General features: G+C 62.4%; 9 protein-coding genes. 7 read left to right on the forward strand and 2 right to left on the reverse strand.

Annotation, left to right across the window (positions count from 1 at the left end; translation table 11 throughout):
* The first annotated feature begins 13 nt into the window (after positions 1 to 13).
* The 6 genes from VJR68_RS15395 to VJR68_RS15420 all read left to right on the forward strand — a co-directional run bounded on the left by VJR68_RS15395 (position 14) and on the right by VJR68_RS15420 (position 9,587).
* Entirely contained in the window at positions 14 to 2,329 is a 2,316-nt protein-coding gene (locus VJR68_RS15395; protein WP_324149099.1) for a TonB-dependent receptor, read from the forward strand.
* Positions 2,330 to 2,475: 146 nt separating this feature from the next.
* On the forward strand, positions 2,476 to 3,735 hold the full coding sequence (locus VJR68_RS15400; protein ID WP_324149100.1) for a sterol desaturase family protein: 1,260 nt from the start codon (positions 2,476 to 2,478) through the stop codon (positions 3,733 to 3,735).
* 152 nt (positions 3,736 to 3,887) lie between these two features.
* On the forward strand, positions 3,888 to 4,304 hold the full coding sequence (locus tag VJR68_RS15405) for a DoxX family protein (protein WP_324149102.1): 417 nt from the start codon (positions 3,888 to 3,890) through the stop codon (positions 4,302 to 4,304).
* Between the two features lie 208 nt (positions 4,305 to 4,512).
* Complete coding sequence (locus VJR68_RS15410; protein ID WP_324149104.1) at positions 4,513 to 6,051, forward strand: amino acid permease; 1,539 nt, start codon at positions 4,513 to 4,515, stop codon at positions 6,049 to 6,051.
* 358 nt (positions 6,052 to 6,409) lie between these two features.
* Positions 6,410 to 8,302, forward strand: a complete 1,893-nt coding sequence (locus VJR68_RS15415) for a M61 family metallopeptidase (protein WP_414647798.1) — start codon at positions 6,410 to 6,412, stop codon at positions 8,300 to 8,302.
* A gap of 262 nt (positions 8,303 to 8,564) precedes the next feature.
* Complete coding sequence (locus VJR68_RS15420) at positions 8,565 to 9,587, forward strand: HDOD domain-containing protein (protein ID WP_324149108.1); 1,023 nt, start codon at positions 8,565 to 8,567, stop codon at positions 9,585 to 9,587.
* Between the two features lie 20 nt (positions 9,588 to 9,607).
* Here the strand turns inward: VJR68_RS15420 and VJR68_RS15425 are convergent, their stop codons facing one another.
* Both VJR68_RS15425 and VJR68_RS15430 read right to left on the reverse strand, forming a co-directional pair.
* Positions 9,608 to 12,094, reverse strand: coding sequence for a sensor domain-containing protein (locus tag VJR68_RS15425; protein ID WP_324149110.1), 2,487 nt, complete (start codon positions 12,092 to 12,094; stop codon positions 9,608 to 9,610).
* 158 nt (positions 12,095 to 12,252) lie between these two features.
* The gene (locus VJR68_RS15430) at positions 12,253 to 13,389 is read right to left on the reverse strand and encodes a hypothetical protein (RefSeq protein WP_324149112.1); all 1,137 of its coding nucleotides are present in this window, start codon (positions 13,387 to 13,389) and stop codon (positions 12,253 to 12,255) included.
* Positions 13,390 to 13,835: 446 nt separating this feature from the next.
* Between VJR68_RS15430 and VJR68_RS15435 the strand changes: the two genes are divergently transcribed.
* A partial coding sequence (locus tag VJR68_RS15435; protein WP_324149114.1) for an acetyl-CoA C-acyltransferase occupies positions 13,836 to 14,787 on the forward strand: 952 nt, incomplete at its 3' end.

Raw genomic sequence — 14,787 nt, forward strand, 5'->3', positions numbered from 1 at the left:
AGGATATTTCCGAATGTCTGTTCGTCATATCTCGATTCGCATGTCCGGGTTGGCGCTTGCCGTCGTGGCGGCGTTGCATGGCGCGGCGGTTTTTGCGGCTGACAACACCGGTACTACATCTGCCGTCGCGGCGCCTGCCGATGCGTCGGCCACGGACAAGAACAAGGCCAAATCGCTGGAAGCCATCTCGGTGGTGGCGCCAGGCGAGACCATCCAGGTGCAGAGCGTGTCCAACGTGGACATCAAGGCGCTGCCGCCGGGCAGCAGCGCGTTCAAGGCGCTGGATGAACTGCCGGGCGTGAACTTTCAGTCGTCCGATCCGTGGGGCGCATACGAGTGGTCGACGCAGATCACCTTGCACGGCTTCGACCAGAGCCGTCTCGGTTTTACGCTGGACAACATCCCGCTGGGCAACATGAGCTACGGCGTGACCAATGGCTTGCAAGTCACACGCGCCATCACCAGCGACAACCTGAGCTCGGTGGAAATCGCGCAAGGCGCCGGTGCGCTGGGTACGCCGTCGAGCACCAACCTGGGCGGCACGGTGCAGTTCTATTCGGCCGATCCGGATGCGGTGGCGGGCGCGCGAGTCAGCCAGGCGTTTGCTTCCGACAGCACGTACCGCACCTTCGTGCGCCTGGATAGCGGCGATTTTCACGGCTACTCCATGTATGTGTCGTTCAATCGCGCCGATACCGGCAAGTGGAAGGGTTACGGCGACCAGGTCGATAACCAGGTCAACCTGAAGAGCCTGTATCAGTGGGGCGACGGCAATCGCGTCAGCCTGTTTGTCGACAGCTCCAAGCGCAAGGAATACGACTATCAGGATCTGTCGCTGACTAGCGAACGCGTGCTCGGCTGGAACTACGACTATTGGCAGCCGGATTGGACGTCTGCAGTGCAGACGGCGTTGGCGATCCAGGGCAAGGGTGCCTATCCCGCTTCGTTGAACGGCCTGCCGGCCAATTACGACAAGGGCGACGTGAACTATTACGCCGGTGGCGGCATCCGTCGCGACAACCTGGTGGGCTTGAGCGGCCAGTTCGCGCTGGGCAGCAACGCCACGTTGAATCTCGGCACCTACTATCACGGCGATCGTGGTGAAGGTCAGTGGGCAACGCCGTATGTGGCATCGTCGGCCACCGTGCCGATTGCCATGCGCACGACCGACTACGGTCTGGATCGTACCGGTGGTACGGCGTCGCTGAATTTCAACATCGCCAACAACGACATCGAAATCGGTGCCTGGGTGGAAGACGCCAACACCAACCAGGAACGCAATTACTTCTACTTGAACGGCCAGTACACCTTCCTCAGCGATTTCTACGATTCCGAACAGCCGTTCCTGCGTGGCTTCCTGCAGAACTACCAGACCACCACGCGCATGGGTTACATCGAAGACACGCTGCACTTCATGGATGATCGCCTGACGGTGAACTTCGGCACCAAGGCGCTGGACGTGACCACCACGGCCAAGTCGCTGGTGCCGACCAGTGCGCTATCCGCGGGCCAGGTTTCCGCCAAGGACAACTTCCTGCCGCAGGCCGGTGTCGACTATAAGCTCGATGCGCATCAGGACGTGTATGCGTCCTACACCAAGAACATGGCGGCGTATGGTTTCCTGCCGTTCTCGCAGTCGCAGACGTCGTTCGACAACGCCAAGTCCAACCTGAAGCCGGAAGAATCGCAGACCTTCGAGTTCGGCTACCGCGTACAGGGTGCCGCTTTTGAAGCCTCGGCCGATGCGTATTTCACGCACTTCACCAATCGCCTGCTGGCGGTGACGCCGTGCAGCGCGGTACAGACGTGCTCGGCCATCATCAACAACGTGGGTTCGGTGAAGAGCAAGGGTATCGACCTGGCGTTGATCTGGAAGCCGATCGAACACATGCGCTGGTTGAACACGCTGTCGTACGACAACTCCAAGTACCAGAACAATTACCTGGATAACGGCGTGGTCGCGACCTCCGGCAAATACGTAGTCGGCACGCCGGTGTGGATGTTCACCAGTGCGCTGAGCTATACCCTCGACGGCTTCACCTTCAACATCGATGGCAAGTACACCGGCCGCCGCTACATCACCTACATCAACGATTCGTCGGTGCCGGCGTACTGGTTGTTCAACGCCGGCGTGAATTACGACATCGGTGCGGTCTCGATCCTGAAAGACCTGAGCCTGGGCTTCAACATCACCAACCTGGCCAACAAGCACTACTTCGCCACCACCGGTACCAATGGCTATGTGGCGTCGGATCCGAACGGCTATAACCAGACCTTGCAGGCGGGTGCGCCGCGTCAGTACTTCTTCAATATCAACGCGAAGTTCTGATTGGCTTGAAGACAAAGACTGCTCCCTTCTTAAGGAGGGAGCAGTCACGGCGCTGCGCAGCAACATGAAAGCCGCGCGCCACAAGCCGGTGCCATCGATATACTGCGGCCCAAGCGCTTCACGCCTTGGGGAGGCACGCGGCCGAGATGATCACGCCCGAACGCATCATGGCCTGGGCCATACCGGGTTTCTTCGTGCTGATCGGCATCGAGTTGCTGGTCGCGAAATGGCAAAAGCGCGACGTCTACTACATCAACGATGCGATCAACAGCCTTGGGCTGGGGACAATCTCGCAAATCGTCGGTGTCTTTACCAAACTGTTCAACATCGGCATCTATGGCTGGTGTGCGGCGCATCTGGCCGCGTGGACGTTGCCGGCAGACAGCATCTGGGTGTGGATCAGCGGCTTGCTGCTCTATGACCTGCTTTATTACTGGCTGCATCGCCTCGGCCATGAGGTGAACGTGCTATGGGCGGCGCACGTGGTACATCACCAGAGCGAGAGCTACAACCTCACCACTGCGCTGCGCCAGACCGGCAGTGGTTTTCTGCTGGGGTGGGTGGCTTACCTGCCGATGGCGCTGCTTGGCTATCCCGTCGAAGTCTTTGCCGTCATCGCGCTGATCGACCTGCTTTACCAGTTCTGGGTGCATACCGAGGTGATCGGCCGGCTCGGCTGGTTCGATCGCGTGTTCTGTTCGCCCTCCAACCATCGCGCGCATCACGCGGTGAACGATCGCTATCTCGATCGAAATTACGGCGGCATCCTGATTATCTGGGATCGTGTGTTTGGCAGCTTCGTCGAAGAGAACGACGACGACCCGCCGGTGTACGGCACGCGCTCACCGCTGCAAAGCTGGAACCCGCTGTGGGCGAACGTGGAAGTGTATGGCGCGATGCTCAGGGACAGCTGGCATGCACACGGTTGGCTGGACAAGTTGCGCGTGTGGATCAAGCCGCCGGGCTGGCGGCCTGCAGAGGTGGCAGCGCGTTTTCCCAAGCCGGATTTCGATATCCGGCATGCGCGCTACAACCCGCCGATATCGCGGGCGTTGAAGCTCTATTGCTTGGTGCAATTGGGCGTGTTGCTGCTGATTGGCGTGAACTTTCTGGATGTCGCGCCGAAGATGGCATGGATACCCGCGGCAGCCTATGCGGCGTACCTGGTGTACAGCTTGTGGGCGCTTGGCTTCTTGCTGGAAGGGTGCCGCATCGGCATATGGCTGGAGCTGTTGCGCACGGCGGGAACGGCAGTGCTGGTGGCGATCAGCGGGTGCTGGTTCGGCATCGCGCAGTTGGATGCGCGCATCGTCATGGCGCTGGTTATGGTGTTTGGTATGAGCGCCGTCGCGCTATGGCTGCTGGTGGGTTACGAGCGACGTTCATCCGCAGCGGCTAACGTGTAGGTTGGGTTCGCGTGCGCTCACCCCAACCTGCGTCGCTGAGTGATGAAATGAGTTGGAACCCGCATCGGTTTGTTCCATAGTGTGCACCAGAGGGTCCGCCTGGCTTGGCGTTGCCCGGCCGGGCGTGTGTTGTTCTCCACGGGAGAATGATCATGCGTTACACATCGCTGTTCGAACGTTACAGGGACGTTCTGCTGCTGATTGCCCGCATCTTGCTGATGGCCTTGTTCGTGATCTTCGGCTGGGACAAGTTCCTTAATTTTTCCGGCACGGCCGATTACATGGAACAGGTGGGATTGCCGTTTGCCACGCTGGCGTCGTTGATTGCGCTGTTCATGGAGCTGGTGGTGGGCGTGGCCATCCTGCTCGGCTTCTACACGCGGCCGTTGGCCTTCGCGCTCTGCTTGTACACCTTGATCACCGCCTTGATCGGTCACCGGTTCTGGGCGCTGACTGGTGGCTTGCGCCTGGATACGATGATCCATTTCTACAAGAACATGGGCATTGCCGGCGGCTTGCTGCTGCTATGCCTGACCGGGCCGGGCAAGTTCTCGCTCGATCGACGGTAAAGCCGTCGCCAGGGCTTGCGCAGGTTGGGTTAGCGCAGCGTAACCCAACCATTCTTCGGGCTCAGAAACGTTGGGTTACGCTGCGCTAACCCAACCTACGGTCCCGTTGCGCTGCAGCATCAAAAGGCGTGTCGGATATCCCTTCCGGCAGCCGTCCCGGCTGTTTGCTTTCGCTATGATCGGCGCTTTCGTTTTTGGAGAGCCGCCGATGAGTGTCCTGAGCAGGATGCTGCGCCATAAGTCCGTCGAACAGTTGCAGGCGGAAGCGGGCCGGCGTGGCGATTTCCGCCGTGTATTGGGGTTGTGGCAGCTCACGGCCATCGGCATCGGCGGCATCATCGGCGTGGGCATCTTCGTGCTGGCCGGACAGCAGGCTGCTGCGAATGCGGGACCGGCCGTCGCCTTGAGTTTCATCATCGCCGGCATGGGCAGTGCGTGTGCCGCGCTGTGCTACGCCGAATTTGCCGGGCTGATTCCGGTAACCGGCAGCGCCTATACCTATGGCTACGCGGTGCTGGGTGAATTCGTCGCCTGGATCATCGGCTGGGATCTGCTGCTGGAATATGCATTGGTTGTGGCGGTGGTGGCGATCGGCTGGTCCGGCTATGTGCAGGTGTTGCTCGGCTCGGCAGGCATCCATCTGCCGGAATGGGCGCAGCAGAGCATGAGCGCGCAGACGATGGAGTACTACCTGCAGCAATGGTTCGGCGTGCATGGCGGGCAGGCGATCGCCGGGCCTAGCGATGGACATCGCTTCAACGTGATCGCTGCCGCCGTGTCGCTGTTGGTGGCGGCGCTGCTCACCATTCGTACGGAATGGGGCGCGCGCTTCAATACGTTGGTGGTGACGATCAAGGTGATTGGCGTGCTGCTGGTGGTGCTGGTTGGCGCGTTCTACGTGCATAAGACGAACTGGCAGCCGTTCATTCCCGCTCGCATCCTTGATGCGCAGGGCATTGGGCACTTTGGCTGGGCCGGTGTGCTGACCGGCGCCAGCGTGGTGTTCTTTGCCGTGTTCGGCTACGACACGCTGACGACAGCGGCGGAAGAAGCGAAATTCCCGCAACGCGATCTGCCGCGCGCCGTGCTGCTGTCGCTGGCGGTGGCAATGGTGTTGTACATCGCGGTGTCGCTGGTGCTCACCGGCATCACGCACTACAGCAACCTGGGTGGCGATGCGTCGGTGTCGCAGGCGTTCGAATCCATCGGCCTGCATTGGTTGAGCGTGACGATTGCCGTGGCGGCGGTGATCGGCGTAACCAGCGTGCTGTTTGCTTTCATGCTCGGCGCGGCACGCATCTGGTTTGCGCTGGCACGCGATGGCCTGCTGCCGGCGTGGTTCGCGCATATCCACCCGCGCTTCGGTACGCCGGCGCGGCCGACGGTGATCCTCGGCGTGTTTACCGCCCTGGTCGCAGGCCTGCTGCCGATTGGCGAAGTGGCGGAGCTGGTGAACATCGGCACGCTCAGCGCGTTCATCATCATTTGCACGGCGGTACTGGTGTTGCGCGTCCGCAAGCCACACGTGCCGCGCAGCTTCCGCGCGCCGGCCTTGGCGCTGGTATCGCCGCTGGGCGTGCTGTTCTCGCTGCTGCTGATCTTCGGCGTGCCGTGGTCGGATGCCAATGGCTGGCAGCGCATCGGCGGTTTGCCGTGGATCACCTTCGAGCGCTTCATCATCTGGATGGCGCTGGGTTGCGTGATCTATTTCGGCTACGGCATGCGGCATAGCCGCGTGGATAAATAAACTGAAATGCCATCGTAGGCTGGGATGAAATCCCAGCATCGGAAGCAAAAAAGCTGGGATTGTCATCCCAGCCTACGACAGCACGCGCGGGAGCCATGCAGGAATAGGCAGTCGCAGGCTTTTGCGTGATGCACTGCGATAGCCATAACTGCACTTCGCCGTGCATCTTAAAAGCCCAACAACATGACCTCTGGCAGGGGAAGTCGCGTAGGGTCTTCGCTCTAACATCGCCGGCAATCCGCCTGTTGTGCGGTCATTACCCTCTGCTGTCCTTGCGGGCCATCCGCGCGGCGGCGCCTGCCGGAGTTATCGAGTGAAGTCCCAAGCCCTGCGTTTCAGCGTGATTGCCGCCGCCGTGATGGCAGCCTGTTCCTTATCCGCCACCGCCGCCGCGCAGGATGGATTTTCCGGCAACGTACCGGCGCCGGTCGATCAGCCTTATGCGGGGATGCTGACGGTCAACGTCGATCTCACCGATGCCGCCAAGCGCATCTTCCGCTCGCACGAAACCATTCCGGTGAAGCCGGGTGCGGTCACGCTGTTCTATCCGAAGTGGATCCCGGGCGAGCACGCACCGTCCGGTCCGGTGTCGAACGTATCGGGCCTGATCATTCGCGCGAACGGCAAGCAGTTGTCGTGGCGCCGCGACCTGCGCGATATGTATGCGATCCACGTCGACGTGCCGCAGGATGCGAATCAGCTCGACCTGGAATTCGAATTCCTCTCGCCGGGCGAAGGCGAGGGCAGCAACTTCGGCGCCAGCGTTTCCACCTCGCCCGACGTGGTGGACATGGAGTTCAACCAGGTGGCGTTCTATCCGGCGGGCTACTACACGCGCCAGATCCAGATCCAGCCGAGCGTGCAATTGCCGCAAGGGTGGAAATTCGGCAGTGCGCTGGAAGTGGACAACCAATCGGGCAACACCATTCATTTCAAGCCGCTGAGCTTCAATAATTTCGTCGATTCGCCGCTGATCGCCGGTTCGCATTTCAATCGCGTCGATCTCACACCCAAAGGCGGAGCGCCGGTGTACTTAAACGTGGTCGGCGATTCGGCCAAAGCGGTGAAGCTCACCGACAAGCAACTCGAACAGCAGCGCAACGTGGTGGCGCAAACCAACTACCTGTTCGGCGCGCATCACTACAGTCACTACGATTTCCTGCTGACGCTGTCGGATCACACCGGCCACTTCGGCCTGGAGCATCACCAGTCCAGCGATGATCGTCTGCCGGAAGACTTCTTCACCGACGACGACATGCATCTGGTGGCGGCGAGCCTGATGCCGCACGAAATGGTGCATTCGTGGAACGGCAAATTCCGCCGCCCGGCGGATCTGTGGACGCCCAACTTCAACGTGCCAATGCAGGATGACCTGCTGTGGGTGTACGAAGGCCTCACCGATTACTGGTGCGGCATCCTTACCGCGCGCGCCGGCCTGTGGACGCCGGAGCAGTATCGCGACTCCATCGCCAATATCGCCGGCGCCATGAGCTATCGCACCGGCCGCGCCTGGCGTTCGCTGCAAGACACCGCCGATGCCGCGCCGCTCACCTATTACGGCTCGGAAAGCTGGATCAACTGGATCCGCGATACCGACTTCTATCCGGAAGGCCAGCTGCTGTGGCTGGACGTCGATACCAAGATCCGCGAACTCAGCAACGGCAAGCATTCGCTGGATGATTTCGCACACGCGTTCTATGGCATGGATAACGGCAGCTACGTCACCAAGACCTATACCTTCGATGACGTGGTCAACACGCTCAACCAGGTGCAGCCGTTCGATTGGGCGAAATTCCTGCGCGACCGCCTCGACTACACCGGCACCGAATTGCCCGAGCACGGCATCGAGCGCGGCGGTTGGAAGCTGGTCTACAACGACACGCCCAATGCCGAGGAGAAAGCCTATGAAGGCATCCGCCACGGCATGAACCTGGCCTACTCGATCGGCCTGACGGTCAACCAGAAAGGCCGTATCAGCGACGTGCAATGGAACGGTCCGGCATTCAAAGCCGGCCTGGTACCCAACCTGACCATCGTCGCGGTCAATGGGCGCGACTTCTCCACCGACGCTATGAAGGATGCGATCACCGCCGCCAAGACATCCTCGGCACCGATCGAACTGCTGGTGAAGAACGTGGACGTGTACAGCACGGTGAAGGTGGATTACCACGACGGCTTGCGCTACCCGCATCTGGTGCGGGCGGGTGGCAAGGATGTGCTTGGCGATATCCTCAAGCCGCGTAGCAAGTAATGCTTAACCCGTAACGCTTATATATGGCCGTCATTCCCGCGGAATGACGGCCTTAAGGGCAAGCGTTGAAGGGAGAGGAGCGACGTAGGCTGGGAGGACAATCCCAGCATGCTTGGCGGTCTCTTGATGCTGGGATTTCATCCCAGCCTCCGAACGAAGCGGCGACGATTTCCTTCCTTCCGCGATAGCGGGGAGGGCAAGCCCATCAAGCCCCGCCCATCCCTGCCGATATCCGTTGCAAGGGGACAAACCTGGGCGGGATATGAGCGGATTCTGGAAACGACTGTTTACGGGGGACGAGCCGGCACAAGAGCGGCCGCGTCTCAGCGTGGTCTTGCCGTGGCCGGAAGAAAGCACGCCGCAGGAGCCGGTCCCGTCGCTGAGCAGCGCGGACATCCAGGATTGGTTTTACCGCCTGGTGCTGGGCATGCCCGGTTCCGAAGCGGCGGAGATGCGTCCGCAGGAACAGGTGATGCTGCGCCGGCTGGACGAACTATGCGGCGGCGATCGTTTCGACATCACGACGTTGCCGCGTTTGCCGGAGGTGCTGCCGCAGTTGCTGCGCCTGCTTAAAAGCGACAACTCCGACGGCACCAAGGTCGCCAAGTTGATCGGGCGCGATCCGGTGCTGGTCGGTGAAGTGATGCGGGTCAGCCGCAGCGCGCACTATCGCACGGCGCGGCCGATCAGCAGTTTGCAACATGCAGTCGTGCTGCTCGGCCACGATGGCTTGCGCCAGATGGTGACGCAACACGTGATGAAGCCGATCCTGCAGGCCAGCGCCGGCATGCTCGCCCATTCGGCGGGCCAGCGGTTGTGGGATCACGCGGAACGCTGCGCGCACGTCAGCACGTACTTGGCGCGCGGGCAGGGCGATCCGTTTGAGGCGTATCTCGCCGGCATCGTCTGCAACGCCGGCGTCGGCGCGATGATCCGCGTGCTCGATCAGGAAGCGCCGCCCACGCTCGGGGTTTTCAGCCGCGCTTTCCTGCTTAATTTCGTGCATCTTGCCAACCATCTCACCTTGCGCGCGGCCAAGCACTGGGAGCTGCCGCCGAACGTGATCGTGGCCTTGCGCGAACGGCTGGAGGTACGCGGCAAGGCACCCGTCACCGAATTGGGCAATGCGCTGCTCGCCGCCGACCACTTGGCGATGATCCAGATGCTGGCCGACAACCACGTGATCGATCGCGCCACGCCGCCTGCGCCGGTGCGTTCGGATCGCTTGCCCGAGGTGCTGGTGGAGCGCGCGCAGCAGGAGCTGCGCAGAGTCTTCCGCACGTAGGTTGGGGTTCGCACCCCAACCTACACGCTGTTCGCCGCCAGCCGTTCCTCGAACTTTTCCGGTGGCATCGGCGCACCGAACAAGAAGCCCTGCATGTGCGAACAACCCGCATCGCGCAGGAATGCGCTTTGCACTTCGGTCTCCACGCCTTCGGCGATCACATCCTTGTTGAGGCTGCGCGCCATGCCGATGATGGCGCGGGTGATCGCGGCCGTTTCCACATCCTGCGCAATGTCGCGCACGAACGCGCGCTCGATCTTCAAGGCGTCGACCGGGAAATGCTTGAGGTAGGAAAGGCTGTTGTAGCCGGTGCCGAAATCGTCCAGCGATAGCCGCACGCCGCGCTGGCGGATGCGTCGCAGCAAGCGGATGATGCCGTCGCCGCCGCTCATCATGGTGCGCTCGGTCAGTTCCAGTTCCAGCAGGCTTGGATCGAGGCCAGTCTCGTTGAGAATGCTGTCGAGCCGTTCGTAGAAACCGGCGTATTGGAACTGCAGCGGCGACACGTTTACCGAGATCGCGATGGGATGTCCTTCGCGCTGCCAGGTGCGCGCCTGCTGACAGGCTTCGCGCAGTGCCCAGGTGCCGATCGAAACGATCAGGCCGGTGTCTTCCGCCACCGGAATGAACTGATCCGGCGTGAACATCTCCTGGCCATCCACGTACAGGCGCAGCAGTGCCTCGGCGCCCACGATATGGCCAAGTTTTGCGTCGACCTTGGGCTGGTATTGCAGCTTCAGCTCGTTGTGCATCAGTGCGTGGCGCAGCACGTTTTCGATGCGTTGGCTGGCAGCCGAACGCTGGCTCATTTCCGGTGCGTAGAAACAGTAACCGTCGCGGCCCTGGGTTTTCACTTCGTACATGGCCGCATCGGCGGTGCGTACCAGCGAATCGGGTTCGATACCGTCGCGCGGGAACAGGCTGATGCCGATGCTGGCGCGCAGTTCGAGCGGCGGTACGTGCGGGACCTGCGTCTGCGCGCAAGCATCGAGCAGCTTGCGCGCGAAGCTGGCGGCTTCGTCCGCATCGTCCACGCGCGGCAGCAACACCACGAATTCGTCGCCGTTGTAGCGGAACGCCATGTCTTCGCTATCACGCAGCACGCTGCGGATCTGCTGCGCCAGCGCTTGCAGCACCTGGTCGCCGACGCCATGGCCAAGTGTGTCGTTGACACGGCGAAAGTGATCCAGATCCAGATAAAGCAGCGCGCATTGACGATGGCGCTGCGTCGCCATGGTGGTGGCCTGCTCGATGCGCGCATACAGCAGGCTGCGATTGGGCAGGCCGGTCAGCGTGTCATGCTGGGCCAGCTGGATCATCTTCAGCGCCAGCGTGCGGTTTTCGCTGATGTCATGGCACACCAGCACGCCGCCGGTCACGGTGCCGGTGTGATCGTGGATCAGCGCGGACGACGTTTCGATCGGCGTTTCGAAACCGTTGCGATGAAGCAGGATCGCCCGCCCGCTGAAATCGACGATCACGTTGCGCCGCATTGCCTGGCGCAGCGGATTGTCGAGCGGCTGGCGGTTGTTGATGTCGCGCAGGCGAAAAACGTCGTCGAGCGGACTGCCTTTCGCATCGGCGCTGGACCAGCCGGTCATCGCCTCGGCGATCGGGTTGAGCGAGGTGATGTTGAGCGCCACGTCGGTGGTGATCACCGCATCGCCGATCGAATTGAGCGTGACTTCGGCCAGCTGGCGTTCGCGGAACAGCGCTTCTTCGTATTGCTTGCGCTTGGTGATGTTCTGCACCTGGCTGACCAGGTAATTGAGCTGCCCGCCATCGTTGCGCACCTGCGAGATGCTGAGCAGCACGTACACGACGTGCCCATCGCGATGGATATAGCGCTTTTCAGTCTGGAACGCTTCGCGCCGGCCGCTGATGACTTGTGTCGCCAAGGCGTCGCTTACGGGCAGATCATCCGGATGCGTCACGTTGCGCCAGGTCATTGTGCGCAGTTGTGCTTCGGTGTAGCCGAGCATGTCGCACAGCGCTGCATTGACGCGCTGGTAGCGGCCATCGGGAAGCACCAGCGCCATGCCGACGGCGGCGTGCTGGAACGCCTGCGAAAAACGCTGCTCGCTTTCGCGCAATTGTTCTTCCAGCGCGTGGCGCTCGGTGATGTCGGTGAACACGGTGAAGACGCCGCGCAGCCGGCCGTGTTCGTCGCGATCCGGCGTAAAACTGCCGTGTACGTAGCGATTCTGGCTGCGATTGAACAGCGGCCCTTCGTAGCTGGAATCATGTCCGCCCAGCGCCTGCAGCAGTGCGGCGCGCACGCGCAGATAGCTTTCCGGATCCAGCACGTCGCTGACCGGTTTGCCGACGATCAGGGCCGGATCGAGATCAAACCAGCGGCGGTGCGCCTCGTTGGCGAACACGAAATGTTCGCGCAGATCGATATATGTCATCAGCGCAGGCACACCCTGCACGACGTGTGCAAGCAAACCCTGGCCCGATTCCTGGGCGGATGGATTGCCGTCGACGGGATTCGTCACCTTGGACATGCGGTTCCGGTGCGGCCGTGAGTCCGCACATCATGCGCCGGATCGTGCTTTGTTTGCACCTGTGGGACGGCGTTGCTGATGCGCGGGAGCCCGTAGGCTGGGATGCCAATCCCAGCGTTTCGTGATGTCCAGGTGCTGGATCACATCCCAGCCTGCTTTCAATGCAAGGCAACGGCAGGTGCCGCAAGCACGCCGCGCTCATCAAGCTGAATCTTTCCCAATGCATGCAGGTCGCTCGTTGCGCCGAACCGATCGGCCAGCACGGAGAGCAACGACCCGAGCGCCGCAGACCGCAGGGGATAGCCATGCGCCAGCACGCTGGCGCGTCCCGCCGAGCCGCGTTGCGCCACAGTCACGGCCACCACCCCGAGGCCGGCCGCTTCGTGCGCGAACAGGGTTGGCGCACCGTACGCGGGATCGGGCTGCGCCAGGGTCTCGGCGAGCCAGCCCGATCCTTCCGTGACGGCGTCGCCTTCCAGCTGCAGCGTCATGCCATGGGCCTGCAACAGGGCCGCGTATTGGCGCAATTCGAACACGGAGCCGGCGAACGCATGGCTGCGTTCGGCAGTCTCGCCGTGCTGCGCCGCCAGCCATTGCGCCGGCGATTGCATCCACACCTTGCCATCTTCATAGCGAAGCGCGAGGCCGCGTGCACTCAAGGTGGTTTCGGGCCGGTACGGCGTCAGCATGGCCGCTTCCAGCAATTGCCATAACGGCGCGAGATTGACGTGTTCGTATTGCACGCAGGTGAGGGCAAGCAGGTCGTTGCGGCTGAGGTAGCGCGCATGCTCCAGGCGGATGCCAAGCGTACGCATCAGCCAGTCTGCGGTGCGCGCACCGGCTTCGCCGCGGCCGACCAGTTCCACTTCCAGCCGCTCGGACAGCGCATCGGCCATATCGTCGGCGGCGAGCAGGCTCAGCGGCAGCAGCCGCATGGGGCCGTCCGCGTAAGCAAGCGCCGGCTCCAGCGGTTGGGCCGGCATGCGGCCTTCGTAGTGGCCGAAGGCGACCACGTTGCCGAGCTGGCCGCGCGGGACGCGGCGAGCCAGCTCGTCCAGTGTCGCCCACACCGGAAAGCCGGGGCGCAACAGTTCCACCGCATCGAACACCGCCCCGCCCAGGGCCAGTCGCGCCTGGGCGACCTCGGGTACCAGGGCGTGCAGGTCTTCCGCCACCAGGGTGGCCAGGTCGGCGGCTTCGTCACGGCTCAGGATCAGGCGCGGCGGATGCTCGCCGGGGGACAGTTCCAGAGCCAGGACGGCGGGCAGGGCGACGAGTGAGCTGGCGGATTCCACGTGATCGATACCTCGAGCCGGATGCTGTCGAGACACGGGTTCGACATGCATCACGCGTATGGGAAACAGTTGAGGATGCTCTGATCTATTCCACGTACCCGTCACCGCACTGTATGCGCGCATCGCACAGCACCGACGGCGAAGGCAGACTGGCGCATCGTCGAGACGGCGGGGCGAAGCGATGCCCCAACGTCTTGAATTTAAACGGTGGGGTGACGTCCAGAAGGCCCGCAGGGTGTGCCGCGTGGCTTGGCAAGACGGCCAGTCTTCCCGGCGCCACGCAATACACCCTGCGAGCCTTCTGGACGTCATGCCGGGCACGTGGAATAGATCAGAGCATCCCTGACAATTCTAACATTTGCTGATCGACCGCCCGCGCGGGGTTTCGCCAGGGCGCCGCGCGGGTTAGCCTTGCTGAATCGATGCATCGGGACCCATTCAAGGCTATGGAAAACACGCAGCAGCGCGTTGGCGTCATCGGCGGTGTGCGCATCCCGTTCTGCCGCAACAACACTGCCTATGCGGACGTCGGCAACTTCGGCATGTCAGTCAAGGTGCTAGGCGCGCTGGTCGAACGTTTCGGGCTGCACGGCGTGGAACTGGGTGAAGTGGCGATGGGGGCGGTGATCAAGCACTCCTCCGAGTGGAACCTGGCCCGCGAAGCCCTGCTCAGCTCCGGCCTGGCGCCGACCACCCCGGGGATCACCACCGCCCGCGCCTGCGGTACCTCGCTGGACAACACCATACTTGTCGCCAACAAGATCGCCGCCGGGCAGATCGGGGCCGGCATCGCCGGCGGTTCCGATACCACCAGCGACGTGCCGATCGTTTATAGCCAACGCCTGCGCAAGCGTCTGCTGGCGGTCAATCGCGCCAGGACACCGTTGGAAAAATTGCAAACCGCCGTGCGCGGTTTCTCTTTCAGCGAGTTGAAGCCCTCGTTTCCCGGCGTGGCCGAGCCGCGCACCGGCATGTCGATGGGCGACCACTGCGAGCGCATGGCCAAGGAATGGCACATCGGCCGCGAGGCGCAGGACCAGCTCGCGCTGGACAGCCACAAGAAGCTGGCCGCCGCCTACGAGGCCGGTTTCTTCGAAGATTTGGTCGTGCCGTTCCGCGGCCTCAAGCGCGACGGTTTCCTGCGTCCGGACACCACCATGGAGAAGCTCGCCTCGCTCAAGCCGGCATTCGACAAGATCTCCGGCCACGGCACGCTCACAGCGGGCAACTCCACCGGCCTCTCCGACGGCGCCGCCGCGGTGCTGCTGGCGAGCGACGAATGGGCGGCCAGGCGCGGCCTCAAGGTGCAGGCGTATTTCCGCGACGCGGAAGTGGCCGCGGTCGACTTCGTGCACGGCGAGGGGCTGCTGATGGCACCGACCGTGGCGGTGCCGCGCA

It is taken from the genome of Dyella sp. (genome assembly GCF_035277725.1).
Taxonomy (GTDB): domain Bacteria; phylum Pseudomonadota; class Gammaproteobacteria; order Xanthomonadales; family Rhodanobacteraceae; genus Dyella_B.